A 26,701-nucleotide genomic window follows, 5' to 3' on the forward strand; every position below is an offset into this window, starting at 1 on the left:
AGCTTTTGTTGCAGAAAGTCCGTTACAGCGGCGTGCCGATCAGCACATTGGACGGCGAGAATTGCACCTGCACCGGTTGTTCGACATTCAGCTTGCGGGTGCGAAGCTGCAGCGGCTCCGCCAGAGCGCAGAGCGTCTGGCCGTTGGGCAGGGTGATGCGCACTTCGCTGGGGCCGTCCTCGGCATCGAGAATGGCTTCAATGGTGCCCTGCAGAAGATTGTGTCCAGATGTTGCAACTTGCTCCGGGGCCAGCAATTCAAGCCAGCCGGCCTTGATCAGTGCCACCACTTCGGTGCCCGGTTGCAGTTCCAGGTGCACGGTGCTGTCGTGGGTGATCTGCGCGTTGATCCACAGGCCTTCGGCCAGTTCGAGGCGAATCAGGTCATTGCGACCCTGACCTTCGATGGCGACGACTTTGCCGTGCAACTGGTTGCGCGCGCTGGTGCGCAGCATCAGGCGCCCGAGCAGGTCCAGATCGCTGGCGTCTTCGGCGGCTTCCAGCACCTGCGCCTGCAACGCCTGCAGCTTTTGATAAAGACGCAACACCCGTTCGCCTTCGCTGGACAGTTTGGCGCCACCGCCGCCCTTGCCACCGACCGCACGTTCCACCAGCGGTTTCTGCGCCAGGTTGTTCAACTCGTCGATTGCATCCCAGGCGGCTTTGTAACTGAGCCCGGCGCTTTTCGCGGCGCGGGTGATCGAGCCCTGTTCGGCAATGTGTTGCAGCAGGGCGATGCGCTGCGGACGGCGGACGATGTGCTGGGACAACAGGGTGGGCAGGGACATTGGTGGGGGCTTTTTCACAGTGGCGGTGGAAAGTGAAGTTGGCGGCTTGCACCACAAGAGTCAAGCCACACGCTGTCCCCCGGTGGGAGCGGGCTTGCTCGCGAAGGCGGTGTGTCAGTCGCCATAGATGCTGAATGTACAGGCCCCTTCGCGAGCAAGCCCGCTCCCACAATGGGATTGTGCCGATTCTCAAGTCCCCGGCTTTGGCGTGCGCGCCAGGCAATACACGTCAACCCGCGCTGCACCGGCATCTTTTAACAGTCGCGACAGTGCCTGGGCCGTGGCGCCGGTGGTCAGCACGTCATCGATCAATGCGAAGTGCCGACCTTTCACCTCTGCGTCCGGGGCCAGGGCGAAGGCGTGACGCAAGTTGCGCTTGCGTGCCTTGGCGTCGAGATCCTGTTGGGCGCTGGTGTCGTGAATCCGCCGTAGAGCCTGTTCCTCAAAAGGCAGATCCAGCTGTTGGCTCAACCATCGCCCCAGCATTGCCGCTTGATTGAACCCACGTTGACGCAGACGTTTGCTGGCCAGTGGCACCGGCACCAACAGGTCGGGTCGCGGCAAACCTTCATCGAAGCGATGTTGCAGGTATTGTCCGGCAACGTCGGCGAGCAGGTGACCAAACGGCCATTTCGCGTTGTGTTTAAAACGCGTAATCAAACTGTCCACCGGGAAGTCATAGCGCCATGGCACCACCACCTGTTCGAACGCCGGCGGCTCTAGCAGGCACCCGCCGCAGGTCAGGCCAGTGCTGGGCAGCGGCAAGGCGCAGCTCTGGCAGTGGTCGCCGAGCCAGGGCAGATCGGTTTCGCAGGCGACGCAAATTGGCATTTCTGCTTCTGCGGGCTCATCGCACAGCAAGCAGGTCTGTACGTTTTTTAAACAGATGTAAACCTGTTGTTCGTGTCGTGGTTGACAGCGCATGACTCTTCCTTAAATATGCCGAACATCCGTGTCGCGCCTGTGGGTATTCCGTTCCCGCAGCCGCCAGCCAAGCATAACCAAGGAACTGCCCATGAGCGCCAGCACCTCTGCCACCCTGCGTCACGACTGGTCTTTAGCCGAAGTCAAAGCGCTCTTCGTACAGCCATTCAACGACTTGCTGTTCCAGGCGCAGACGGTGCACCGCGCCCATTTCAACGCCAACCGCGTGCAGGTTTCCACGCTGCTGTCGATCAAGACCGGTGCCTGCCCGGAAGATTGCAAGTACTGCCCGCAGTCCGGTCACTACAACACCGGCCTGGAAAAAGAAAAGCTGATGGAAGTGCAGAAAGTCCTCGAAGAGGCTGCCCGCGCCAAAGCCATCGGCTCGACCCGTTTCTGCATGGGCGCGGCGTGGAAGCACCCGTCGGCCAAAGACATGCCGTATGTGCTGAAGATGGTCGAAGGCGTGAAGGCCATGGGCCTGGAAACCTGCATGACCCTCGGTCGTCTCGATCAGGAACAGACCGAGGCGCTGGCCAAGGCTGGCCTCGATTACTACAACCACAACCTCGACACCTCGCCGGAGTTCTACGGCAGCATCATCACCACCCGCACCTACAGCGAACGCTTGCAGACGCTGGCCTACGTGCGTGAGTCGGGGATGAAGATCTGCTCCGGTGGCATTCTCGGCATGGGCGAGTCGCTGGACGACCGCGCCAACCTGCTGATCCAGTTGGCCAACCTGCCTGAGCATCCAGAGTCGGTGCCGATCAACATGCTGGTGAAGGTCGCCGGCACGCCGCTGGAAAACGCCGATGACGTCGATCCGTTCGACTTCATCCGCATGCTCGCCGTGGCGCGCATCCTCATGCCGCAATCCCACGTGCGCCTGTCCGCCGGCCGCGAGGCGATGAATGAGCAAATGCAGGCGTTGGCATTCCTTGCCGGTGCCAACTCGATTTTCTACGGCGACAAACTGCTGACCACCGCCAACCCGCAGGCCGACAAGGACATGCAACTGTTCGCGCGCCTGGGCATTCAACCGGAAGCGCGCGAAGAGCATTCCGACGAGGTGCATCAGGCCGCGATCGAGCAGGCGCTGGTGGAGCAGAAGAGCAGCGAGCAGTTCTATAACGCTGCGGTCTGATCTTCGCTCGAAACGCAAAACCCCCTGTAGGAGCTGCCGAAGGCTGCGATCTTTTGATCTTGCTGTAAAAAATCAACATCAAAAGATCGCAGCCTGCGGCAGCTCCTACAGAGCTATCACTGACTTTTCGAGGCCTGCATGTCTTTCGATCTCGCCGCACGCCTTGCTGCCCGCCGTGCCGAAAATCTCTATCGTCAGCGCCCGCTGCTCGAGTCCCCGCAGGGGCCTGAAGTGGTGGTCGACGGCCAGCCGTTGCTGGCGTTCTGTAACAACGATTACCTTGGCCTGGCCAATCATCCGCAGGTGATCGAAGCCTGGCGCGACGGTGCCGAGCGCTGGGGCGTGGGCGGCGGCGCGTCGCATCTGGTGATCGGTCACAGCGGCCCGCATCACGCACTGGAAGAAGCCCTTGCCGATCTCACCGGCCGGCCCCGTGCGTTGCTGTTCTCCACCGGCTACATGGCCAACCTCGGTGCGGTCACGGCGCTGGTCGGGCAGGGCGATACGGTGCTGGAAGACCGGCTCAACCATGCGTCGTTGCTGGATGCCGGTCTGTTGTCCGGCGCGCGTTTCAATCGTTACCTGCACAACGACGCCGATAGCCTCGCCAAGCGGCTGGAGAAAGCCACCGGCAATACGCTGGTGGTGACTGACGGAGTGTTCAGCATGGACGGCGATCTCGCCGATCTGCCGGCGCTGGCGCGTGAGGCCAAGGCCAAAGGCGCGTGGTTGATGGTCGACGATGCCCATGGCTTCGGCCCGCTCGGCGCCAATGGCGGCGGGATCGTCGAGCATTTTGGTCTGAGTCAGGAGGATGTGCCGGTGCTGGTCGGCACCCTTGGCAAAGCGTTCGGTACTGCTGGCGCTTTTGTCGCGGGCAGTGAAGAGCTGATCGAAAGCCTGATCCAGTTCGCCCGGCCCTACATCTACACCACCAGCCAGCCGCCGGCGTTGGCCTGCGCGACTCTGAAAAGTCTGGAATTACTGCGCACCGAGCATTGGCGGCGTGAGCACCTTAACCTGCTGATCCGCCAATTTCGTCGAGGGGCCGAGCAGATCGGTCTGCAACTGATGGACAGCTTCACTCCGATCCAGCCGATTCTGATCGGCGATGCCGGTCGCGCCGTGCGCCTGTCGCGGATGCTGCGCGAGCGCGGCTTGATGGTCAGCGCAATCCGTCCGCCTACCGTCCCGGCGGGAAGTGCACGCCTGCGCGTGACCCTGACCGCCGCCCACAGCGAGGCGCAGGTGCAGCTATTGTTAGAAGGGCTGGCCGATTGCTTTGCCCAACTGTCGTCGGAGCCAAGCCATGCGTAATCGCCTGATTCTGCTGCCCGGCTGGGGCCTCGGCGTTTCGCCGCTGGAGCCCTTGGCCGCGGCATTGCAAGGGCTCGACGAGCACCTGCATGTCGAGATCGAGCCGTTGCCGGAACTCGATTCTTGCGACTTGCAGAATTGGCTCGACGAACTCGATGAACGGATCCCTCAGGACGTGTGGCTGGGCGGTTGGTCGCTCGGCGGCATGCTTGCCGGCGAGTTGGCGGCGCGGCGTGGAGAACATTGCTGCGGGCTGCTGACACTGGCGAGCAATCCTTCGTTTGTCGCTCATGAGCAATGGCCGAGCGCGATGCCCGGCGAGACGTTCGATGCGTTTCTCGCCGGCTGCCAGACCGACCCGCGAATGACCCTCAAACGTTTCTCGCTGCTGTGTGCCCAAGGCGCGCAAGACCCGCGCGGCTTGTCGCGGCTGATGCTCGGCGGTGCGCCGAATGCAGCCCCCGAGACCTTGATGGCCGGCCTGGAATTGCTCGCACAACTGGATACCCGTGAAGCGCTGCAGGCCTTTCGCGGCCCACAGTTGCACCTGTTCGCCGGGCAGGACGGCCTGGTGCCGGCAGAAGCAGCAGGGGCGTTGTTCGCGCTGTTGCCGGATATCGAAATTGGTCTGATCGAACAGGCCAGTCATGCATTTCTTCTGGAAGACCCCCATGGCGTGGCGGGTGCGATCCAGGCTTTTCTACACGAGTGCGGTGATGACTGATTTGTCTCTTGTTGCGCTGCCTGGCGGCTTGCCTGACAAGCGCCAGGTCGCGGCGTCTTTCTCCCGTGCGGCGGCCAGCTACGACAGCGTTGCCGAGCTGCAGCGTGATGTCGGTTCGCAGCTGCTCGCGCGCTTGCCAGCGGGTTTTGTGCCGGCGCGGTGGCTGGATCTGGGCTGCGGCACCGGGTATTTCACTCGCGCAATGGCCGAGCGATTTGTCGAGGGTCATGGTCTGGCACTGGATATCGCCGAAGGCATGCTCAATCACGCCCGTCCTTTGGGGGGGGCGCAGCATTTCATCGCTGGCGATGCAGAACGTCTGCCGTTGCAGGGGTCGACCTGTGAGCTGATCTTTTCCAGCCTTGCGGTGCAGTGGTGTGCGGACTTCGAATCGGTGCTCAGTGAGGCTTTTCGCGTACTGAAACCCGGTGGGATTTTTGCGTTTGCTAGTCTTTGTGTAGGGACGTTGTACGAGTTGCGGGACAGCTGGCGGCAGGTCGATGGCCTGGTGCACGTCAACCGCTTCCGCGAGTTCGCCCGGTATGAGCAGTTGTGTGCCGCCAGTGGCTTGCGTACGGTGAGTCTGCAGAATCAGGCGCATGTGCTGCACTACCCGGATGTGCGCAGCCTGACCCATGAACTCAAGGCGCTCGGCGCGCACAATCTGAACCCTGGTCGGCCGGGTGGCTTGACCGGGCGCGCGCGGATCCTCGGCTTGATCGAGGCTTACGAGCAGTTCCGTGAGGCGCAGGGATTGCCGGCGACTTACCAGGTGGTTTACGCCGTTTTGGAGAAACCCTTATGAGCGCAGCCTATTTCATCACCGGGACTGACACCGATGTCGGCAAGACCGCCGTGGCTGCCGGTTTGCTGCATGCTGCGCGCTCGGCAGGGCTGAGTACGGCGGCGGGGAAACCGGTTGCTTCGGGCTGCGAGGTCACCCCCAAGGGTTTGCGCAATGCCGATGCGCTGGCGCTGCTGGCTGAATGTTCGGTGCCGCTGACTTATCAACAGGTCAATCCGGTGGCATTCGAGCCAGCGATTGCGCCGCATCTGGCAGCGCGTGAGGCCGGCGTCGCGCTGACCGTGCAATCGTTGCTGGCGCCGATGCGCGAAATTCTGGCGCTGAATGCCGATTTCACGTTGATCGAAGGGGCGGGTGGCTGGCGGGTGCCGTTGGCCGATCAGGACAATCTGTCGGATCTGGCCATCGCGTTGAAGCTGCCGGTGATTCTGGTGGTGGGTGTGCGCCTGGGCTGCATCAGCCATGCGTTGCTGACGGCCGAGGCAATTGCTCGCGATGGCCTGCAACTGGCGGGTTGGGTGGCGAATATCATCGATCCGAAGACGTCGCGGCTGGAGGAGAATCTGGCGACGTTGGCCGAGCGGCTTCCGGCGCCGTGTCTGGGGCGGGTACCGAAACTGAAGTCGCTCAGCGCCGAGGCTGTGGCCGATCATCTGCAACTCGATCTGCTGGATTAATGCTTTTGGCTATGACAAGGCACTGTGCCATCAGTATTTTTGACGGGTGTTTTTCTGGCGCCTCTGCTTCAATGACCACCATTGATCCTTCCCAAGGATGAGAGCGCTATGGAAATCTCCGGTAACACAGCTTTTTATGCAGGTTTGAGCACTATTCAGACCGGGCAGAACCGTGTCGACCAGGCCGCGAGCCAGATCGCCAACAACACCATCGAGCGTTCGGTTACCAGCCAGTCTTCGGAGGCTCAGGTCGATCGTCTGCGTGGTATCGACCGCAGCCAGCAAATGGATCCGGCCAGCGCCATGGCCGAGATGGCCCAGGGCAAGTTTCAGGTAGAGCTGGGCACCAAGGTCGCGAAGGCTTCCGATGAAATGCTCGGTACGATCATCGATACGTTTGCCTGATTTTTCGCGTGTCTCGCCTGCTGAACGCCGCGCCTTGTCGCGGCGTTTTTCGTTGTAAGTCCTTCTCCCTCAACTAATCTTTTTTTATGGCCCGTGGCTCTGTGCAGTCCATGGCGGTTTGCTGTGTCCGGCGTTTGAAAAAAGTGATGACGAACGGCAAAAGATCGACGCTTGACAAGATTTCGGCGTAAACGTATGTTTCAAACAACTGTTTGACCGTCACAACAAATCAACACGGTCGTTCATTCCCGGTTACATCAGCAGAGGTTTATCGCTATGCCTGACTACAAGGCCCCCTTGCGTGATATTCGCTTCGTTCGTGACGAACTGCTCGGCTACGAAGCGCACTATCAGAGCCTTCCGGCTTGCGCCGACGCAACGCCAGACATGGTTGACGCCATTCTCGAAGAAGGCGCCAAGTTTTGTGAGCAGGTACTGGCACCGCTGAACCGCGTGGGCGACCTCGAAGGCTGCACCTGGAGCGAGTCCGGCGTGAAGACCCCGACTGGCTTCAAAGAAGCCTACAAGCAATTCGTCGAAGGCGGCTGGCCTAGCCTGGCGCACGACGTCGAGCACGGCGGTCAAGGTCTGCCGGAGTCGCTGGGTCTGGCCGTCAGCGAAATGGTCGGTGAAGCCAACTGGTCGTGGGGCATGTACCCAGGCCTGTCGCACGGCGCGATGAACACCATCTCCGAGCACGGCACCCCTGAGCAGCAAGAAGCCTATTTGACCAAACTGGTTTCCGGCGAGTGGACCGGCACCATGTGCCTGACCGAACCTCACTGCGGCACCGACCTGGGCATGCTGCGCACCAAGGCCGAGCCTCAGGCTGATGGTTCCTACAAAGTTTCCGGCACCAAGATCTTCATCTCGGCCGGTGAACACGACATGGCCGACAACATCGTCCACATCGTACTGGCCCGCCTGCCGGACGCACCGGCTGGCACCAAAGGCATTTCCCTGTTCATCGTTCCAAAGTTCCTGCCGAACGCCGATGGCACCCTCGGTGCGCGCAACGCAGTGAGCTGCGGTTCGCTGGAACACAAGATGGGCATTCACGGCAACGCCACTTGCGTGATGAACTTCGACGGCGCGACCGGTTTCCTGATCGGCCCGGCGAACAAAGGCCTGAACTGCATGTTCACCTTCATGAACACCGCACGTCTGGGTACCGCGCTGCAAGGTCTGGCCCACGCCGAAATCGGCTTCCAGGGTGGCCTGAAATACGCTCGCGATCGTCTGCAAATGCGCTCCCTGACTGGCCCGAAAGCGCCGGACAAGGCTGCTGACCCGATCATCGTGCACCCTGACGTACGTCGCATGCTGTTGACCATGAAGGCTTTCGCCGAAGGCAACCGTGCGATGGTGTACTTCACCGCCAAGCAGGTCGACATCGTCAAATACGGCGTCGACGAAGAAGAGAAGAAGAAGGCCGACGCACTGCTGGCGTTCATGACGCCGATTGCCAAAGCGTTCATGACCGAAGTCGGTTTCGAAGCCGCCAACCACGGCGTGCAGATCTACGGTGGCCACGGTTTCATCGCCGAGTGGGGCATGGAGCAGAACGTTCGCGACAGCCGTATTTCGATGCTGTACGAAGGCACCACCGGCATCCAGGCACTCGACCTGCTGGGCCGTAAAGTGCTGATGACTCAAGGCGAGGCTCTGAAAGGCTTCACCAAGATCGTCCACAAGTTCTGCCAGAACAACGAAGGCAACGAAGCCGTCAAAGAATTCGTTGCACCGCTGGCTGCACTGAACAAGGAATGGGGCGAGCTGACCATGAAGGTCGGTATGGCAGCCATGAAAGATCGCGAAGAAGTCGGCGCGGCCTCCGTGGACTACCTGATGTACTCCGGTTACGCCTGCCTGGCCTACTTCTGGGCCGACATGGCACGTGTGGCGGCCGAGAAGCTGGCAGAAGGCACCGGAGACGCAGCGTTCTACACCGCCAAGCAGCAAACCGCGCGCTTTTACTTCCAGCGCATCCTGCCACGTACCCGTACTCACGTGGCCACCATGCTGTCGGGCGCCAACAACCTGATGGACATGAAAGAAGAAGACTTCGCACTGGGCTACTAAGCCTCAACGCGGTCTGACGAAAACCGCTGCTCCCATGGGGCAGCGGTTTTTTTTGTTTCTGAATCACTCAGAAACCCGAGTTTTCTGCCGTTAAAGAGACTGCGTGTGATCTGGATCACATTGTGTGTGCTTAACTGGCCACATTGCAGGCACAATGCCATCTCTTTGATATGACGGGTCGGAGCTTTACCCTTGCCGCGTTCTTCTGCTGTACGTTTCAGCCATTTCCTACCTTCACTGCTGTTGTTACTTGCGGGGTTGGCGGCTGCGTACGTCAAAGACCTCAACGTATTTTTCACTTCGCTGTTCAACGTGTTGCCGACCCTGGTGCTGTTGTTGGGCGGCGCTTACTGTGCGGTTTACCGACGTCAGCGCGAACTATTTCTGATGCTCACGGTGTACATCGCCTACTTTTTGCTCGACACCCAGACCGACTATTACCGCGACAATGGCAAAGTGCGCGAAGACGCCGCCGTGGTATTCCACCTTGTCTGTCTGCTGTTGCCGCTGCTGTTCGGGCTGTTCGCCGCGTGGCAGGAACGTACCCATCTGTTTCAGGACATGGTGGCGCGGTTCGCCGTGTTGCTGGCCTTCGGCAGCGTCGCCCTCGGCCTTGAGCAGAGTTATCCCCAGGCTCTGCTCATGTGGCTCTCGGAAATCCGCTGGCCGGCGCTGCATGGCGCCTGGATGAGCCTGATCCAGATGTCCTATCCGGTATTCCTCTCGGCATTTCTGCTGCTGGCCTGGCAGTACTGGCGCAACCCGCGCCCGCTGCATGCGGCGCAACTGGTCGGCTTGCTCGGTTTGTTCTGGATGCTGCCGAAAACCTTCATCCTGCCATTCACCCTGAACATCATGTGCAGTCAGGTGATGCTGATGGTTGCTGCTGCCGTGGCGCATGAGGCCTATCAAATGGCCTTCCGCGATGAACTCACCGGTCTGCCGGGGCGCCGCGCGCTCAATGAGCGGATGCAGCGCCTGGGGCGCAACTATGTGCTGGCGATGAGCGACGTCGATCACTTCAAGAAATTCAACGACACCCACGGTCACGATGTTGGTGACCAAGTGCTGCGACTGGTCGCCAGCAAACTGTCGAAAATCAGCGGCGGCGGTAGGGCATATCGCTATGGTGGTGAGGAATTCGCCCTGGTGTTTGCGGGCAAAACCCTCGAGGAATGCATGCCGCACCTGGAAGTGATCCGCGAGTCGATTGCCTCCTACAACATCCAGTTGCGCAATCAGGAGAACCGCCCGCAGGACGACCAGCAAGGTCGCCAGCGCCGTAGCGGCAGCGGTGCTTCCAGTGTTTCGGTCACGGTCAGTATCGGCGTTGCCGAACGCGTCGAGCAGCGGACGCCGGAAGAAGTCCTCAAGTCCGCCGACCAGGCGTTGTACAGCGCCAAGGGCGCCGGGCGTAACTGCGTCATGGCGTTCGGACAGAACCGTCGCGGCGCAGTGCGCATGGACAGCGCCGCTGGCTGAATCACGCCACAACCATCACTAAAAAGCCCGCTGATTGCGGGCTTTGTTTTATCGCTGAATGCTGGTGACCAAAAATAACAAATCAGTCACCGGTTGACCCTATGTGTCGCAAAAGTTGTTGAGGTACACTCGGCCTCAACGAAAACACTCTTCCACGAATCACCTGTTTAGATCTTGCGAGGTTTGCCATGGCTGACTACAAAGCGCCGCTGCGCGATATGCGCTTCGTCCTCAATGAAGTATTCGAAGTCGCCAAACTCTGGGCCGAACTGCCGGCCTTGGCCGAGACCGTCGATGCAGAAACCGTAGAAGCCATTCTCGAAGAAGCCGGCAAGGTCACCAGCAAAAGCATTGCACCCCTGAGCCGCGCAGCCGACGAAGAAGGCTGCCACTGGAAGGACGGCGCCGTCAGCACTCCGGCCGGTTTCCCACAGGCCTATCAGACTTATGCAGAGGGCGGTTGGGTCGGCGTCGGTGGCGATCCGGCCTACGGCGGCATGGGCATGCCCAAGGCTGTCTCGGCGCAGGTCGAAGAAATGGTCAACTCCGCCAGCCTGTCGTTCGGTCTGTACCCGATGCTGACCGCCGGCGCTTGCCTGTCGATCAACGCCCACGCCAGCGAGGAGCTGAAGGCCGCGTACCTGCCGAACATGTACGCCGGCATCTGGGCCGGTTCCATGTGCCTGACCGAGCCGCACGCCGGCACCGACCTGGGCATCATTCGCACCAAGGCCGAACCGCAGGCCGACGGTTCCTACAAGGTCAGCGGCACCAAGATCTTCATCACCGGCGGTGAGCACGACCTGACCGAGAACATCATTCACCTGGTGCTGGCGAAACTGCCCGATGCCCCGGCCGGCCCGAAAGGCATTTCTCTGTTCCTGGTACCGAAGTTCATGGTCAATGCCGATGGCAGCCTGGGCGCGCGCAACCCGGCGAACTGCGGTTCGATCGAGCACAAGATGGGCATCCAGGCGTCTGCGACCTGCGTGATGAACTTCGACGAAGCCGTGGGTTATCTGGTCGGCGAGCCAAACAAGGGCTTGGCGGCGATGTTCACCATGATGAACTACGAGCGTCTGGGCGTCGGCATTCAAGGCCTGGCCAGCGGCGAGCGCTCTTATCAGAACGCCATCGAATATGCGCGTGATCGTCTGCAGAGCCGTTCGCCGACCGGCGCGCAGAACAAGGACAAGGTTGCCGACCCGATCATCGTCCACCCGGACGTGCGTCGCATGCTGCTGACCATGAAAGCCTCGAACGAGGGCGGTCGCGCCTTCTCCACCTACGTGGCGATGCAACTCGACACCGCCAAGTTCAGCGAAGACGCGACCACCCGCAAGCGCGCAGAAGACCTGGTCGCGTTGCTGACTCCGGTGGCCAAGGCATTCCTCACGGACCTGGGCCTGGAAACCACTGTGCACGGCCAGCAGATTTTCGGCGGCCACGGCTACATCCGCGAGTGGGGTCAGGAGCAACTGGTGCGTGACGTGCGCATCACCCAGATCTACGAAGGCACCAACGGCATTCAGGCGCTGGACCTGGTCGGGCGCAAGATCGTCGGCAGCGGCGGCGCGTTCTACAAGCTGTTCGCTGACGAGATCCGCCACTTCACCGCGACTGCCAGCGCTGACCTCGGCGAATTCACCAAGCCGCTGAACGATGCCGTCAGCACCCTTGATGAACTGACTGCGTGGCTGCTGGATCGGTCGAAAACCAATCCGAACGAAATCGGCGCAGCCTCGGTCGAATACTTGCAAGCGTTTGGCTACACCGCTTATGCCTACATGTGGGCACTGATGGCGAAAGCCGCGCTGGGTAAAGAAGCCCAAGACGATTTCTACGCCAGCAAGCTGGGCACCGCGCGCTTCTATTTCGCCCGTCTGCTGCCGCGTATCCACTCACTGAGTGCATCGGTAAAGGCTGGCAGCGAGTCGTTGTTCCTGCTGAACGCTGAACAGTTTTGATGATGTAACGTCATGTAAGCATTCTCTTACATGACGTGCTGCTGTTCTCCCATAGGCGCGGATTGGATCCACAGCTAATCTACAACTCATGGACGTCGCGCAGGAAGCGCAAAGCAACAACACGGACACGTAGGATTCTGCCAGGGTGGCGGAGTGAAATGGATGTCAGGGAAACAGTCTGCAAAGCCCCGCTTCGGCGGGGTTTTCTTTTGCCTGCAGAAAAGTTTTCAGGCCAGCGGATCCAGTGGCGGCGCAGCTTTAAGCGGTTTGTCCTCACGCTGAATCACCTCTTCCAGCAACGTACGCAGCAACGCCAAAGACGCCTGCTGGCGCTGCACGTCGCGGCATACCAGCCCAACCTTCAGCGGCACCCGTGGTTCGCTCAACGGCTTCCACAGCAGATCCTGTTCGTCGTATTCCCTCTGTGAGCGCCCGGGCAACACCGTCGCCAGTTTGGTGTGCGGCAGACTGTCGAGAATCCCCAGCATATTGTTCAGCTCGGCCTGTACTTGCGGGCGCCGCCCCAGGCTGGTCAGTTGCGCCTGCCAGATCTGCCGGATCTGAAATTCTTCGCCCAGCAGCAACATGGGCAATTCCGCAGCCTGGCGCATCGAGACCTTCTTGAATTCACGCAGCGGGTGATCCGCCGGGATCACCAGCGTCAGTTCGTCTTCGTACAGCAGCACGCCGTGCAGCCCCGGTTGGCGCGGCGGCAGGTAGCTGATGCCGATGTCCAGCGAGCCGTTGAGCAAACGGCGCTCGATCTCCAGCCCCGTCAGTTCATAGATCTGCACCACAAGATGCGGCTGCGCCTTGCGCACACGTTCGAGCATTTGCGGCACAAGGCTGGTGTGCACGGTTTGCAGTACGCCGATCGCCAGCGTGCGCAGGGCTTGTCCCTTGAAGTTGCCCAGCGCTTCCCGTGCCCGCTGCAGACCGTCGAGCAGCGGCAGGGCGTGGTTGTACAGCGTGTGTGCGGCGAGTGTCGGCAACAGACGTTTGCTGCTGCGTTCGAACAGGGTGACGTCGAGGTTCTGTTCGAGCTGGCGAATCTGCTGCGACAGCGCCGGTTGCGAGATCGACAGGCGCTCGGCAGCGCGGCCGACATGGCCCTCTTCGTAGACCGCGACGAAATAACGCAGTTGTTTGAAATCCATAAGTAGCGCTTATCGAAAATGCTGGTAAATCGAAATGGCCCGAAGCCGTCAGTGAGCCTAGTCTAACCGCAATCACAAGGCTTACAGGGCCAGAGAGCGCGATGAATAGCGTTTGCTTCGACAGTGTTTGCATAGGCAGTTCAAAAAACCTCAAACGAGGTTTTTTTCAATGAATCTGTTCAGTTTGCGGCGCCAGGCGCCGAGTCTTGATGACCTCGCTTTCGAGGCCGCCTCACCCCAGGCAGGCGACAGCCTGAATGCCGAGCGCCTGATGCCCAGTGTCGAACGGCCGCAGCAGGTGTTCGTTCGCGGTCAGGGCTCATGGCTGTGGGACAGCAATGACCGCGCCTACCTCGACTTTTCCCAGGCCGGCGGTGCCAACAGCCTCGGCCACAGCCCTTCGGCACTGGTCAAAGCCATCGCCGGCCAGGCCCAGGCGCTGATCAACCCCGGTTTCAATCTGCACAATCGCGGCATGCTCAGCCTTGCCGAGCGCCTGTGCGCCAGCACCTCCAGCGATCAGGCTTACCTGCTCAACAGCGGTAGCGAGGCCTGTGAAGCGGCGATCAAACTGGCGCGCAAATGGGGCCAACTGCATCGTGGCGGCGCCTCGCGGATCATTGTTGCCAGACAAGGATGTCACGGCCGTAGTCTGGCGACGATTTCCGCGTCAGACAGTTGCAACCTGCACAACCGTTTCGCACCCTTGTTGCCGGGTTTCGATCGGGTGCCCTTCAACGATTTGCCGGCGCTGCATGCCGCCGTCGATGCGCAAACCGTGGCGATCATGCTCGAACCGATCCAGAGCGATGCCGGGGTGATTCCGGCCACCGAGCATTACCTCAAAGGCGTCGAGCGCCTGTGCCGAGAATTGGGCATTTTGCTGATCCTCGACGAAGTGCAGACCGGCATCGGCCGCTGCGGCACTTTGCTCGCGGAAGAGTCCTACGGTGTGCGTGCCGATATCGTCGTACTCGGCAAGGGCCTTGGTGGCGGCGTTCCTCTGGCGGCGTTATTGGCCCGAGGCAAGGCCTGCTGCTTTGATGCGGGGGAACTGGGCGGCACTCATCACGGCAATGCACTGATGACCGCGGCCGGTCTGGTGGTGCTCGACAGCGTGCAGGACCGGGCATTCCTCGAGCAGGTCAAAGACCACGGCCAGCACTTGCGCGAGGGACTCGCGCGACTGGCGCACCGTTACGGACACGGCGAGTTGCGCGGGCAAGGCCTGTTCTGGGGACTGAGCCTGTCAGAGGATTCCGCCGATGCCGTAGTCAAAGCCGCCTTGCATGAAGGCCTTCTGCTCAACGCGCCGCAAGCCAACTGCCTGCGTTTCACCCCGGCACTCACCGTCAGCAAGGCCAACATCGACGAAATGCTCCTGCGCCTGACCCGCGCCTTCTCACGAGTGCGCACCGCGCAACTGCAATGCCGTAAGGGGATTGCCGTCTGAGCTGAAGTTTCCTACCCGATTTCAAGAACCGTCTCGCGGTATAACGCACGCCCCACGCCTGATTCTTTTGGCGTGGGGCGTTTTTTTGTGCCCGGATTTTGCCAAGTGCTTTCTGGCACTTGAGAACTTATCGGACGAATGCTCTTTTAGAAGGTGCCGACAGGGAGTGCGGTGTCACCAAGACTGGCTTTGTAATATGTACCACCAGGTGGTATGTTTTTTGGAAGGGATACCGATGTCATTCAGATTGTTCAAGACCAAAGGCTTTGCGGTACAGGCCAGCAAGGCATGGATCACGGATGAGGAATTACTGGAGGCATTCGCCGAGATGCTCGATGGACAGGCTGACAATCTTGGCGGTGGGGTCTGGAAGAAACGTCTGAATGCCAATCGCCACCGCTCGATTGTTCTGGCGAAGGGCGGTCGTTACTGGATTTATCAAGTGCTGTTCGCCAAGAAGGACCGGAGCAATATCAGTACCGCAGAGCTAAAGGATTTACGCAAATTGGCCAAGGCTTATGCTCAACTGTCGCATGAGCAGCTTCAGGGATTGCTGGCGATGAAGGAGTTTGTGGAGATTTCCCATGAGTAAGAAATACAAAAGTGAAGTTTTTCAGTCGGTACATGAGTCGGCCAAGGCTTTGCTCGCGGTCGGAGCCATCAGCAAGGCGACGATGCGTGAGTTTGACGAGTCCTGCCTGGCGACGGTGCCTGACGCGATCCCGGCGGAACAGATCAAGGCGCTGCGCGAGCGTAATAACGTCAGCCAGCCGGTATTTGCACGCTACTTGAATACCAGTGCATCGACAGTCAAGCAATGGGAGTCGGGAGATAAACATCCCAGCGGAATGGCGCTGAAACTGCTGAGCATCGTGCAGAAGCATGGGCTGCAAATTCTTGCCTGAGCCATCAATTTGGCACTGAGACTTTGATTGGCAGTGAACCCTGAAGAACGGCGCAGGTCGATTAGCTTGTATGGCTCATGTGAGCCAACCCCCATTCAGGAGCTGACCCATGGACTTCATTCGTATCATCATCGCCATTCTGTTGCCGCCACTGGGTGTGTTTCTGCAGGTCGGGTTCGGCGGGGCGTTCTGGCTGAACATTTTGCTGACGCTGTGCGGCTACATTCCCGGGATCGTGCATGCGGTGTACATCATCGCCAAGCGCTGAGTTCAGCGGCATCTGATAGATAGCATTCGCGAGCAGGCTCGCTCCCACAGGGGATTTTGTGAACAACACAGATCCAATGTGGGAGCGAGCCTGCTCGCGATAAAGGCACCAATATTTTGAATTGTGAATGCGGGTGTCAGTCAGCCAACCCCATCACCCGCCGATAAAACCTCCACTCCTGTTCCAGCGCATGCGCCTGGTTCACCGCCCGGCGGAAGCCATGGCGTTCCTCGGCGTAGTAATGCGCCTCGACCGGGATGCCGTTGTGCTCCAGCGCCGCGACCATGTCGCGCGTCTGTTGCGGCACCACCACCGCATCCAGTTCACCCTGAAAGAAAATCACTGGCACACGGATGTTGCTCGCGTGCAGTAGCGGCGTGCGGGCGGCGTAGCGCTCGGCATCCTGTTCGGGATCGCCGATCAGCCAGTCGAGATAATCACCTTCGAATTTGTGGGTTGCCCGGGCCAGTGCCACCGGGTCGCTGACGCCATAGAGGCTGGCGCCCGCGCGGAACACTTGCTGAAACGCCAGCGCGCACAGCGTGGTGTAACCCCCGGCGCTGCCACCGCGAATAAATGCCCGCTCGCCATCGATCAGACCTTGTTCGGCCAGATACGCCACCACCGCGCAGGCGTCCTCGACATCCACCTCACCCCAGCTCAGATGCAACGCCTGACGGTATTCGCGACCGTAACCGCTGCTGCCGCGATAGTTGAGGTCGGCGACGGCGAAACCACGCTGCGTCCAGTACTGAATGCGCGGGTCGAGCATCGGGTAGCAGGCCGAGGTCGGGCCGCCGTGGATGAACACCACCAGTGGCGGTCGCGCTTCGTCGTTCATTGCCGGATAAAAGAATCCGTGAGCCTCACCGCTGCCGCTCGGGTAGCGCAAGGTCTGCGGACGGCTGATGCGCTCCGCCGGCAGAGGTGCAACACCCCCGGCCAGCACTTGCACCGAGCAGGTCGTGCGATCAATGGCGATCACCGCCGAAGGGCTGATCGGCGAGGCGGCGATGCAGTAGATGAACTGCTGATCCAGCGCCAGATGCCGGAAGCGGCTGTAGTCGCCAGTAAAGTCCTCGCCGTCGAGCGCCAGACGACCAAAACCGCCTTCGCTCCAGCTAGCCAGAAACGAATCGCCCACCGGCAACCAGGTGCAGCCACCCATTTGCCACGGGGCGGGCGCATGATCGGCTTCGGCACAGGGCAGTCGCTGCAAACCGTCGGACGTTTCGCGCCACGGCTGCCAGAAACCGCCGCGATCAGTCAGGCACAACAAGCGTCCTTTCGCGTCGAACCGCGGTTGCTGGATCGACTCTTCAAGGTCAGCCCCCGCCACGCAACGCGGTGCGCCAAAGCCACCCTCAGCCAGACGCTCGGCCACCATCAATCGCGTGGAGGTCCACGGCTGATGCGGCCGACTCCACTCGATCCACGCCAACCGCGAACCGTCCGGGCTGATCACCGGTGCTGCATAAAAATCCGCACCTTCAGCCAGCAAATGCCGTGTGCCGTCGGCCAGATCAATTGCTACCAGTCGATGCTGGTCGCGCAGCTCCTCAACCGTCAGCACCTGGCCGAAAGCAAAATGCAGATCGCCATAACGACACTCGCCAGACGTCAGCGCTTCAGGCGCGCCATCCAGCGCTTGCCGATACAACTGCTGATCCGCCTCATTGACGAAAGCCACTCCGTCAGGCGTCAGACAAAACGCGCCACCGCCATATTCGTACACCCGGCTACGCACACTGAAACCGTCCGGCGTCAGACATTTCGCCACGCCGTCGCGCCAGTGCCAGATCCGGCACGCGGCGTCTTGCGGGCGATATTCATTCCAGAACACACCGTGGGCGCCGAGTTGCAGCTCGGCGAAATCCATTCCGGCGGCGACGGCCTGAGCGGCGCTGAAAGGCTCAGCCCTTGGCGATGAGGCGTGAGTTTCGTTCATTACGGAAGGCCAGTTGTTCGATGGTCTGGGTGGCGGTCTCGGCTTCTTCGCGGGCCTTGAGAATCACGCCGTGATGTTCGGACTTGCTGCACACCGGGTCGGCATTGCTCGCGTCCCCCGTAAGCATGAACGCCTGACAGCGGCAGCCGCCGAAATCCTGTTCCTTCTCGTCGCACGAGCGGCACGGCTCAGGCATCCAGTCGTAACCGCGAAAGCGGTTGAAGCCGAACGAGTCGTACCAGATGTGCTGCATGCTGTGGTCGCGCACGTTGGGAAATTGTACCGGCAGCTGTCGGGCGCCATGACAGGGCAGGGCAGTGCCGTCCGGAGTTACCGTCAGAAAGATGCTGCCCCAGCCGTTCATGCAGGCTTTCGGGCGTTCTTCGTAGTAGTCCGGGGTGACGAAAATCAGCTTGCACGGATGCCCTTCGGCTTCCAGTTTGGCGCGGTATTCGTTGGTGATGCGTTCGGCACGCACCAGTTGTTCCTTGGTCGGCAACAGGCCGACACGGTTGAGCTGCGCCCAGCCGTAGAACTGGCAGGTGGCGAGTTCGACGAAGTCTGCTTCGAGCGCAATACACAGCTCGATGATGCGGTCGATCTTGTCGATGTTGTGCCGGTGGGTGACGAAGTTCAGCACCATCGGATAGCCGTGGGCCTTCACCGCCCGGGCCATTTCCAGCTTCTGCGCGAAGGCCTTTTTCGAGCCGGCGAGCAGGTTGTTCACTTGCTCGTCGCTGGCCTGAAAACTGATCTGGATGTGATCGAGGCCAGCCTTTTTGAAGTCGCTGATTTTCTGCTCGGTCAGGCCGATGCCGGAAGTGATCAGGTTAGTGTAGAAACCCAACTGCCGCGCTTCACGGATCAGTTCGGCGAGGTCCTGACGCACCAGCGGTTCGCCACCGGAAAAGCCCAGTTGCGCCGCGCCCATCTCCCGCGCTTCGCGGAACACCTTGATCCACTGCTCGGTGCTCAGCTCTTTGCCCTGCTCGGCGAAATCCAGCGGATTGGAGCAGTACGGGCATTGCAGCGGGCAGCGGTAAGTCAGCTCGGCGAGCAGCCACAGCGGCAGGCCGACTTCAGGTTTTGGCGGTACTTGCACCGATGCCTCAGGCAAGTTCGATCCAGTGCTGCGCACGGGCAACCTCCATGAATTGCTCGATGTCTTCACCGAGCTCAGGCACGCCGGGGAACTGCTCGTCGAGTTTGGCGATGATCGCCGCGACATCGCGTTCACCGTCGATCAAACCGCCGATCAGCGCGGCGCTGTCGTTGAGCTTGATCATGCCCTCGGGGTAGAGCAGCACGTGGCCTTTTTGCGCCGGTTCATACTGAAAACGGTAGCCGGGACGCCAGGTCGGGATCTTGCTGCGATCAAAACTCATAAGGTGATTCCTTTGTGCCAGACCCGCTGCTCGGTGACGCTGTGATATGGCGGGCGGTTCAGTTCGTAAGCCATGCTCATGGCGTCGAGCATGCTCCAAAGAATGTCCAGTTTGAACTGGAGAATTTCCAGCATGCGCTCCTGACCCTCGCGGGTCTTGTAGTGCTCGAGCGTGATCGCCAGACCATGCTCGACATCGCGCCGCGCCTGACCGAGGCGGGTGCGGAAATATTCGTAACCGGCCGGGTCGATCCACGGGTAATGCTGCGGCCAGCTGTCGAGGCGCGACTGGTGGATCTGCGGTGCGAACAGTTCGGTCAACGAGCTGCTGGCGGCTTCCTGCCAACTGGCACGGCGGGCGAAGTTGACGTAGGCGTCGACGGCGAAACGCACGCCGGGCAGCACCAGTTCCTGGGAGCGCAGTTGATCCGGGTCGAGGCCGACCGCCTGACCGAGACGCAGCCAGGCTTCGATCCCGCCGTCCTCACCCGGGGCGCCATCGTGATCGAGCAGGCGTTGAATCCACTCGCGACGGATCTCGCGATCCGGGCAGTTGGCGAGGATCGCCGCGTCTTTCAGGGGGATGTTCATCTGATAGTAGAAGCGGTTGGCAACCCAGCCCTGAATCTGCTCGCGGGTGGCACGGCCCTCGTACATCGCCACGTGATACGGGTGATAGATGTGGTAATAGGCGCCTTTGGCGCGCAGGGCCGCTTCGAATTCGGTGGGGGACAGCGGGGTGTCGGTCATTGCGGTTCTCCGGGGGAACAACCGTTGGAATTCTGGGTGTCTGTTCGGACGTCTTCGCGAGCAAGCCCGCTCCCACAGGGTTTGTGAACGCCACAGATCCAATGTGGGAGCGGGCTTGCTCGCGAAGAGGCCATCCGCTACAGCACAATACTCATGCCATCGAACGCCACTTCAACATTACGCCGCGCCAGCTCCGCGCGCTCCGGCGAATCCTCATCGAGAATCGGGTTGGTGTTGTTGATGTGGATAAGCACCTTGCGCTGTTCGGGCAATTGCTCCAGCACTTCGAGCATGCCGCCGGGGCCGTTCTGCGCCAGGTGGCCCATCTCCCGACCGGTGCGGGTGCCGACGCCACGGCGTTGCATTTCATCGTCATCCCACATTGTGCCGTCAACCAGCAGGCAATCGCTGCCGGCCATGATCTCCAGCAGCGGCGCGTCGACCTTGCCCAGGCCCGGGGCGTAAAACAGTTTGCCGCCGGTGTTGAGGTCTTCGACGATCAGGCCGATGTTGTCGCCCGGGTGCGGGTCGAAACGGTGCGGCGAATACGGTGGCGCGGCGCTGCGCAACGGCAGCGGGGTGAAGCGCAGGTTCGGGCAGGCAGCGACAGTGAAGCTCTGGTCGAGCTCGATGCGGTTCCAGTTCAGTCCGCCGTTCCAGTGGGTGAGCATCTTGAACAGCGGGAAACCGGTGCTCAGATCTTCGTGAACCATGTCCGTGCACCAGACCTGATGCGGGCAGCCTTCGCGCAGGCTCAGCAGGCCGGTGGTATGGTCGATCTGGCTGTCCATCAGGATGATCGCGCTGATGCCGGTGTCGCGCAGTGCACGGCCCGGTTGCATCGGGGCGAAGCTCTGCAGTTGCGCGCGGATGTCCGGCGAAGCGTTGCACAGCACCCAGTTCACGCCGTCATCGGAAATCGCGATGGACGATTGGGTACGGGCCTTGGCATTCAGGCTGCCGTCGCGAAAGCCTGCGCAATTGACGCAGTTGCAGTTCCACTGCGGAAATCCGCCACCGGCGGCCGAACCCAGAATCTGGACGAACATGAACGCTCCCATCTTTCAACGCTGAAAATAAAACGCCCCGGCGAGCCGAGGCGTTGCACTGCAAGTCTGCGTAGGCAGAACTCAGCGGCTGGCGAAGTACATGGTGACTTCGAAGCCGATACGCAGGTCGGTGTAAGCCGGTTTTGTCCAGGACATAAGGTGACTCCTCATTGGGTGGGTGGGATAGCGCTATCCATAGGTATAGTCCATGGCCGCGCCGGGATGTTCCAAATAGTTAGGCTGCTATGTTACTCAAAATTTCAGCACGATTGCCCGTGAATCTTTGAGAAAGCTCCTTGCAGCCTTGGTAATGATCATTTTGTCGCTTGCCAAGGTGCGCCGGGTACCGATTCGCTGGCCAGGCACAGCCGGCCGCCCTCGGCGTTGAGCAAGCGCTGCGCTGCCGCCAGCAATGTTGAGCGTTCCAGTTGACCAATGGCTGTGTGCAGTTGCGCCAGATAATCCGACGAGTGGCCGGCGAGCTTGGCCTGCCACAGCAACTCGGCGGCGTCTTTGAGGGACAGATGACTCTCATCGAACTGATCCGCGAGTGACTGGCGTTGCTGGTTGAAGTCCTCTTCATCGAGGTTTTCGATCAGCGCAGGAATGCCCTCGAGGAACTGCTGGATATGCCCAAGCAGTTCAACTGGCGCAGTATTTGGCGACTGCACACCAAACAGCAATCCACTCTGGCCATGCATCTGCCGCAGGGCGCTGAACACCGCGTAGCCCAATTGCAATTCGACCCGCAGACGCTGATAGAACAGGGTCTGGCACAGTTGCGCGAGCAGGCGCCAGGCAGCCTCATCGGCAATCTCGTGGCTGGCGGTCGGGCAGAACAGCAGCAAGGCGTGTTCGCTGGACGCGGTGTCGATGTGGCTCCATAGATGTTGCGTGTTGATCGCCGGCGTTGCCGGCAATTGATTGTCCGGTGTGCCAGGGATGCGGCTCAGGGCCAGGCCCATGGACGATTGCGTCTGCGCGTTGAGGCCAAGGGCCAGTCCGTCCCAGCGCGAAGTTGTCCACAGCAGTTTGGCGTCGTCCGACTCGACGGCCGATGGCAGGCAATGCTCAGGCAATGCCTTGAGCAACTGGCGGATCGGTATCAGCGGTGGTTCTGGCTCTGCGTTGGCGGAATCGACGTCAATTTGCGTCAGGCATTTCAGCGCGTGTTCGAGGACACTGGGCATCGGCTCCTGCAGGCCGGTCAGTTTCAGTAGCCACTGCGTACCGGTGGCACTGAACGCCAACTCGAGGCCGGCCTGCCGCGCATCTTCCTGCGTTTCCCGCAGACTGCGTTGCAGCTTGGCTTGCAGTTTTACACTGGCCACCGCTTCGGTTTGCCAGCGCAGGTAAATCGTGCCGAGATCACTGTTGTCCGGCAACGCCTGGCTGAATTGCATCGGTGAACGCTCACGCCGCCCGCGGGAGCGATCCTGAGCGAAAGTACGCAAACCACGGTGAGCGCTGGTCTGGCCGCGAATCAGGCCGGCGTTGGCCAGCGGTTCGCTGGAGCGCAGGAAAGGGTTGGCGGCAGGCAGGTGCCAATGGTCGCTGAAGTTATCCACAACACCGAGGTCGCGCAGGACCTGTTTGAGCGCAACGACGCCGTTTTCCGACAGACCGTTTTCGCGTTGTTCACTGTCGAGCCGCGCCAGTGGCAGAGCACCGCTGATTTGCTGCTGACGCTCAAGTAACTTGATGTACTCCTCGCGCAACGCTGCCCAGTCCTGTTGCGCGGCAAAGAAGCTCAACCAGTCCAGCAGCTGTTCACGAGTGGCGCTGAGGGACTCGGCGGAACCAGTGAATTGCAGGTGCAGCAACGCTTGCCCGGCGAACTGATACAGCGGCACGGCTTTCAAACTATCCGCGAGGCGTTGTTGCTGCAAATGGGCGAACAAACCGCCGGGCTTGGCGCTGTTCAGCCAATGGCAGAGAAATGCCAACGCTTCGGCGGACGAGTCGGGCAGTGCTTCGAAAGCGAACAACAGATTGCTGCTTCGCTCGCCGACCTGTTGATAACTTTTCACCGTCAACGGCAGCGGCGCAGCCTGCTGGACTTTATCCCCAACCGGCAGCGCCACGGCGAACTGCTGCGCAAGGACGCGCAATTCCTCAACGCTCTGCGGCCCGACCAGGCTCAGCGTCATTTGTCCGGTGCGATAAAACTGCTGATGGAAATCCTTCAGTGCCTGCTGAAACGCTGGTAACTCAACTTTCAGGCTATCGCGATTCCCCGCATGAAACCCGCGCAACGGATGTGTGGCCGGCAATCCCTCGTACAGCGCCAGTTCCTGCTGAGCCGTCGGATCTTGCGACCACGCGACGAATTCCGCGTCCAGCACTTCCCGTTCGCGCAACTGATCGTGCGGATTCATACGCGGCTGGGCGAGCATGTCTGACAGACGCTCAAGCCCGGCGCTGAAGGCCGAGGTCGGCAATTCGAAGAAGAAGTCGGTGCTGCGTTCACGGGTACTGGCATTTACTTGCCCACCGTGACTTTGCACGTAGGCCATCAGCGCCTGCCTCGCAGGAAAACGCTCAGTGCCGAGAAACAGCAGATGCTCAAGGAAATGCGCCAGCCCCGGCCACTCCAGTGGCACATCATGACTACCGGCCGCCACCCGCAACGCAGCGGCGCTGCGCTTCAAGCCGGGCACCTGACGCAGGGTCACGCGCAAGCCGTTGGCCAGGGTTTCAGTGTGGGGGCGAGGGGGAGTTGGCGCAGGCATGGGCACTTCCAGAACAGTGAAGTGCCAATGCTAGCGGATTGCGTGGGGTCAGCGCTTGTTCAACGCGTGGTAAAGCTCGGGACGACGGTCGTTGAGGTAGCGATTGGCGGCACGGGAGTCGGCCATCAACTGGCGATCCAGCTCACCGACGATCAATGCTTCATCGAGGCCAGCCTGGGCGATACGGCTGCCGTCCGGCGCGGCGATGCTGCTTTGCCCGCAATAGTGGATCTCGCCTTCATGCCCGCAATAGTTGGCGTACGCCACGTAGCACTGGTTTTCGAAGGCGCGGGAGCGCACGGTGACATCAGCGACGAAATCGAACGGAATCATGTTCGCCGTCGGCACCACAATCAGCTCGGCGCCGGCCAGCGCCAGACGCCGCGCGTTCTCGGGAAACTCCAGGTCGTAGCAGATCAGGAAACCGAGCTTCCAGCCGTTGAGCTCGACCACCGGAAACGCATCTTCGCCGGGGCTGAACATCGAACGATCCAGGTCGCCGAACAGATGGGTCTTGCGGTAGTTGCACAGGCGCTCGCCGTGCGCGTCGATCAACTGCACGGCGTTGTAGATCTGCCCGTCGGCCGTGCGCTCGGGATACCCGTAAGCAATTGCCAGCCCGGCGGCTTTGGCGATTCGACCGATCTGTTGCGCCCATTCGCCGTTGTAGACCTCGGCCAAGGTGCTGACCGCTTCCTTGCCGATGTTGTAGCCGGTCAGAAACACTTCCGGCAGCACCAGCAGGTCGGCACCCTTGGCCTCCATCGCCAGTTGCTGCAGGCGATGCAGGTTGGCGGCGGGGTCCAGTGGCAGCGGTGGACATTGGTAAAGGGCTACGCGCATCGGGGAATCCTCTTACTCGGGCAGGGCGATAGGGCCGATGTCTTTGAACACATCACCCGGGCCCGGGTTCGCTTTATGTGTCGACCCGCCGAAGTGTTTCATGATGCCCCACACCGCGTTGAGCGAGGTCTGCACCGCGCCTTCGACCCATGCTGGCGTCCACGATACGTCATCGCCGGCGATGAAAATCCCGCGCTGTTCGGCTGGCATGTCGTCCTGCATGAAGTGCGCGTACATCCGCTGGTTGTAGCGATAGTGGCCGGGCAGGGCGCCTTTGAATGCGCCGAGGAAGTGCGGGTCAGCTTCCCACGACACGGTGATCGGATCGCCAATGATCCGCGCGGCGATGTCGACTTTCGGGTAGATCTTCTTCAGTGCGTTCAACGCCAGTTCCACGCGTTTCTCGACCGGGTGCGGCAGCATCTTCAGCGCGTCGCTCATCCACGAGTACGACAGGCAGATCACGCCCGGCTTGTCGTCACCGTTATCGAACAGATAGGTGCCACGGGTCAGGCGATCGGTGAGGGTCATGCTCATCAGGTCGCGACCGGTTTCCGGATCCTTGTCCTTCCAGAATGGCCGGTCGACCATCACGAAGGTCTTCGACGACTGCATGTAGCGCGTGCGGTCCAGCGCCATCCACATCTTCTGCGAGAACAGGGTTTCGTCGCATTCGATCTGGGTGGTCAGCAGCCAGCTCTGGCAGGTGGTCAGCACGGCGGCGTATTCGCGGGTGTCGCCGTTGTTGTCGGTGACGGCGAAACGGCCGTCCGGCGCGTGGGCGATTTTCTTCACCCCGGAACGCGGCGCGCCACGGTGCAGGGATTTCAGGCTGGTGCCTTCCGGCCAGTGCACGCAGCGCTCCGGCACATGCCGCCAGATGCCTTGCGGCACTTGCTCCACACCGCCGACCACCAGATGCTGGTGATCATCGCAGTTGGTCATCACCACGCGGAAGATTTCGAGCATCGAGTTGGGGAAGTCCGAGTCCCAGCCGCCAGTGCCGAAACCGACCTGACCGAACACTTCGCGGTGATGAAACGAGAGTTTGGCGAAGGCCTTGGAGGTGGCCACGAAATCGTAGAAGGTGCGGTCGTCCCACAGCGGAACGAGTTTGTTCCACAGTTCTTTGAGGCGTGGTACGTCGCGGTCACGGATCGCTTGCTGGATATCGGCGAACTGCGAGCCAGCCTCCAGTGCATCCGCCCAGGCGTCAGCCACTTCCTGGAACAGTGCAGGAAGATCCTTGAGGCTTTGTGCGTAATGGGTTTTGCCTTCGAGATCGATCACCGTGCTGCCGGAGGCCGGCGTCAGTGGGTTCGGGAAGGGTTTGGTCTCGAGACCGAGCTTGTCTACATAGTGGTAGAACGCCGTGGAGGATACCGGGAAACGCATGCCGCCCAGTTCCGCGACGATGCCATCGGTGCCGTTGAACGCTTGCGAACGCAGACGGCCACCCAGTTTCGAGGCCTCGTACACCACTGGTTTCAAGCCGAGCTTCATCAGTTCGTAGGCGGCCACCAGGCCAGCGATACCCGCGCCGACAATCGCCACTTCAGCGCCATGGTGCTGTTCAGGAATGCTGCCGAGACCGGCCGGGTGTTCGATCCAGTCGTCGAAGGCGAACGGGAAGTCCGGGCCGAAAATGGTGACTGGTTTCTTACCGTCTGCAGGATGGCGATTGTTCTTGTTCATGGCTGACCTTGCTGGCGACCCGACGCAGGATGCGCGTCTGAGTATAGGAAAAGATGCCAGCCATTCTAGGGAGCGTAGAACACGTTAATAAGACGCAAAGTGTCGTCGTTTTGCCATTCTATTGATCAAAGTGACAATCTCCGACGTCACTTCGATCATTGTGGGAGCGAAGGCTATATTCCTTCCACTAAAGAAGGCGG

The 26,701-nt window shown here is 60.7% G+C and carries 25 protein-coding genes; 13 read left to right on the plus strand and 12 right to left on the minus strand.

Going from position 1 to position 26,701, the window contains the following annotated elements:
- Positions 1-22: 22 nt before the first annotated feature.
- Both NTD85_RS23495 and NTD85_RS23500 read right to left on the minus strand, forming a co-directional pair.
- Complete coding sequence (locus tag NTD85_RS23495; RefSeq protein WP_262143330.1) at positions 23-787, minus strand: TOBE domain-containing protein; 765 nt, start codon at positions 785-787, stop codon at positions 23-25.
- 189 nt (positions 788-976) lie between these two features.
- Positions 977-1,711 (minus strand): ComF family protein, encoded by a 735-nt coding sequence (locus NTD85_RS23500; RefSeq protein ID WP_262143331.1) that lies wholly within the window; start codon positions 1,709-1,711, stop codon positions 977-979.
- A 91-nt stretch (positions 1,712-1,802) separates the two neighbouring features.
- Here NTD85_RS23500 and bioB point away from each other — a divergent pair, with 91 nt between their 5' ends.
- The 9 genes from bioB to NTD85_RS23545 all read left to right on the plus strand — a co-directional run bounded on the left by bioB (position 1,803) and on the right by NTD85_RS23545 (position 12,317).
- A complete protein-coding gene (gene bioB, locus NTD85_RS23505) occupies positions 1,803-2,858 on the plus strand; it encodes a biotin synthase BioB (protein WP_103486447.1) in 1,056 nt (351 codons plus the stop codon).
- A gap of 138 nt (positions 2,859-2,996) precedes the next feature.
- Positions 2,997-4,175 (plus strand): 8-amino-7-oxononanoate synthase, encoded by a 1,179-nt coding sequence (gene bioF, locus NTD85_RS23510; protein WP_262143332.1) that lies wholly within the window; start codon positions 2,997-2,999, stop codon positions 4,173-4,175.
- Positions 4,168-4,899, plus strand: a complete 732-nt coding sequence (locus tag NTD85_RS23515; RefSeq protein ID WP_262143333.1) for an alpha/beta fold hydrolase — start codon at positions 4,168-4,170, stop codon at positions 4,897-4,899. Before bioF ends, NTD85_RS23515 begins: the two co-directional genes overlap by 8 nt.
- The gene (gene bioC, locus NTD85_RS23520) at positions 4,892-5,704 is read left to right on the plus strand and encodes a malonyl-ACP O-methyltransferase BioC (protein WP_262143334.1); all 813 of its coding nucleotides are present in this window, start codon (positions 4,892-4,894) and stop codon (positions 5,702-5,704) included. Before NTD85_RS23515 ends, bioC begins: the two co-directional genes overlap by 8 nt.
- On the plus strand, positions 5,701-6,381 hold the full coding sequence (gene bioD, locus NTD85_RS23525; protein ID WP_262143335.1) for a dethiobiotin synthase: 681 nt from the start codon (positions 5,701-5,703) through the stop codon (positions 6,379-6,381). Before bioC ends, bioD begins: the two co-directional genes overlap by 4 nt.
- 108 nt (positions 6,382-6,489) lie before the next feature.
- Complete coding sequence (locus NTD85_RS23530; protein ID WP_207849928.1) at positions 6,490-6,786, plus strand: pyrroloquinoline quinone biosynthesis protein PqqE; 297 nt, start codon at positions 6,490-6,492, stop codon at positions 6,784-6,786.
- Between the two features lie 276 nt (positions 6,787-7,062).
- A complete protein-coding gene (locus NTD85_RS23535) occupies positions 7,063-8,868 on the plus strand; it encodes a phenylacyl-CoA dehydrogenase (RefSeq protein ID WP_262143336.1) in 1,806 nt (601 codons plus the stop codon).
- A 192-nt stretch (positions 8,869-9,060) separates the two neighbouring features.
- The gene (locus tag NTD85_RS23540) at positions 9,061-10,350 is read left to right on the plus strand and encodes a GGDEF domain-containing protein (protein WP_003228895.1); all 1,290 of its coding nucleotides are present in this window, start codon (positions 9,061-9,063) and stop codon (positions 10,348-10,350) included.
- Between the two features lie 188 nt (positions 10,351-10,538).
- Positions 10,539-12,317 (plus strand): acyl-CoA dehydrogenase C-terminal domain-containing protein, encoded by a 1,779-nt coding sequence (locus NTD85_RS23545; protein ID WP_262143337.1) that lies wholly within the window; start codon positions 10,539-10,541, stop codon positions 12,315-12,317.
- A gap of 227 nt (positions 12,318-12,544) precedes the next feature.
- Here NTD85_RS23545 and NTD85_RS23550 read toward each other — a convergent pair whose 3' ends face one another.
- Positions 12,545-13,474 (minus strand): LysR family transcriptional regulator, encoded by a 930-nt coding sequence (locus tag NTD85_RS23550; RefSeq protein WP_045122656.1) that lies wholly within the window; start codon positions 13,472-13,474, stop codon positions 12,545-12,547.
- 169 nt (positions 13,475-13,643) lie between these two features.
- On the opposite strand from NTD85_RS23550, the gene NTD85_RS23555 reads away from it, so the two are divergent.
- The 4 genes from NTD85_RS23555 to NTD85_RS23570 all read left to right on the plus strand — a co-directional run bounded on the left by NTD85_RS23555 (position 13,644) and on the right by NTD85_RS23570 (position 16,100).
- Complete coding sequence (locus NTD85_RS23555) at positions 13,644-14,927, plus strand: aspartate aminotransferase family protein (protein ID WP_262143338.1); 1,284 nt, start codon at positions 13,644-13,646, stop codon at positions 14,925-14,927.
- A 235-nt stretch (positions 14,928-15,162) separates the two neighbouring features.
- Positions 15,163-15,519: a type II toxin-antitoxin system RelE/ParE family toxin gene (locus tag NTD85_RS23560; RefSeq protein ID WP_226500968.1), complete on the plus strand. Its 357-nt coding sequence runs from the start codon at positions 15,163-15,165 to the stop codon at positions 15,517-15,519.
- Positions 15,512-15,832 carry a helix-turn-helix domain-containing protein gene (locus NTD85_RS23565; protein ID WP_003228888.1) on the plus strand — a complete coding sequence of 107 codons (321 nt, stop codon included), beginning with the start codon at positions 15,512-15,514 and terminating at the stop codon, positions 15,830-15,832. Before NTD85_RS23560 ends, NTD85_RS23565 begins: the two co-directional genes overlap by 8 nt.
- A gap of 109 nt (positions 15,833-15,941) precedes the next feature.
- A complete protein-coding gene (locus tag NTD85_RS23570; protein ID WP_003228885.1) occupies positions 15,942-16,100 on the plus strand; it encodes a YqaE/Pmp3 family membrane protein in 159 nt (52 codons plus the stop codon).
- A 136-nt stretch (positions 16,101-16,236) separates the two neighbouring features.
- Here NTD85_RS23570 and NTD85_RS23575 read toward each other — a convergent pair whose 3' ends face one another.
- The 9 genes from NTD85_RS23575 to NTD85_RS23615 form a co-directional block, all read right to left on the minus strand.
- Positions 16,237-18,048, minus strand: coding sequence for a S9 family peptidase (locus NTD85_RS23575; protein WP_262143339.1), 1,812 nt, complete (start codon positions 18,046-18,048; stop codon positions 16,237-16,239).
- On the minus strand, positions 18,014-19,186 hold the full coding sequence (gene pqqE / locus NTD85_RS23580) for a pyrroloquinoline quinone biosynthesis protein PqqE (RefSeq protein WP_045121967.1): 1,173 nt from the start codon (positions 19,184-19,186) through the stop codon (positions 18,014-18,016). Before pqqE ends, NTD85_RS23575 begins: the two co-directional genes overlap by 35 nt.
- Entirely contained in the window at positions 19,158-19,433 is a 276-nt protein-coding gene (pqqD, locus tag NTD85_RS23585) for a pyrroloquinoline quinone biosynthesis peptide chaperone PqqD (RefSeq protein ID WP_003228880.1), read from the minus strand. The genes pqqE and pqqD overlap by 29 nt, the downstream gene beginning before the upstream one ends.
- Positions 19,430-20,182: a pyrroloquinoline-quinone synthase PqqC gene (gene pqqC / locus NTD85_RS23590; RefSeq protein ID WP_262143340.1), complete on the minus strand. Its 753-nt coding sequence runs from the start codon at positions 20,180-20,182 to the stop codon at positions 19,430-19,432. The genes pqqD and pqqC overlap by 4 nt, the downstream gene beginning before the upstream one ends.
- A gap of 137 nt (positions 20,183-20,319) precedes the next feature.
- On the minus strand, positions 20,320-21,231 hold the full coding sequence (gene pqqB / locus NTD85_RS23595) for a pyrroloquinoline quinone biosynthesis protein PqqB (protein WP_103520389.1): 912 nt from the start codon (positions 21,229-21,231) through the stop codon (positions 20,320-20,322).
- 81 nt (positions 21,232-21,312) lie between these two features.
- Positions 21,313-21,387, minus strand: coding sequence for a pyrroloquinoline quinone precursor peptide PqqA (pqqA, locus tag NTD85_RS23600; RefSeq protein WP_003422658.1), 75 nt, complete (start codon positions 21,385-21,387; stop codon positions 21,313-21,315).
- A 158-nt stretch (positions 21,388-21,545) separates the two neighbouring features.
- Entirely contained in the window at positions 21,546-23,963 is a 2,418-nt protein-coding gene (pqqF, locus tag NTD85_RS23605) for a pyrroloquinoline quinone biosynthesis protein PqqF (RefSeq protein WP_262143341.1), read from the minus strand.
- Between the two features lie 48 nt (positions 23,964-24,011).
- Positions 24,012-24,806, minus strand: coding sequence for a carbon-nitrogen hydrolase family protein (locus NTD85_RS23610; RefSeq protein WP_262143342.1), 795 nt, complete (start codon positions 24,804-24,806; stop codon positions 24,012-24,014).
- 12 nt (positions 24,807-24,818) lie between these two features.
- Entirely contained in the window at positions 24,819-26,501 is a 1,683-nt protein-coding gene (locus NTD85_RS23615; protein ID WP_003228871.1) for a flavin monoamine oxidase family protein, read from the minus strand.
- Positions 26,502-26,701: the final 200 nt, after the last annotated feature.

Source organism: Pseudomonas sp. 13B_3.2_Bac1 (genome assembly GCF_025466205.1).
GTDB lineage: Bacteria > Pseudomonadota > Gammaproteobacteria > Pseudomonadales > Pseudomonadaceae > Aquipseudomonas > Aquipseudomonas fluorescens_H.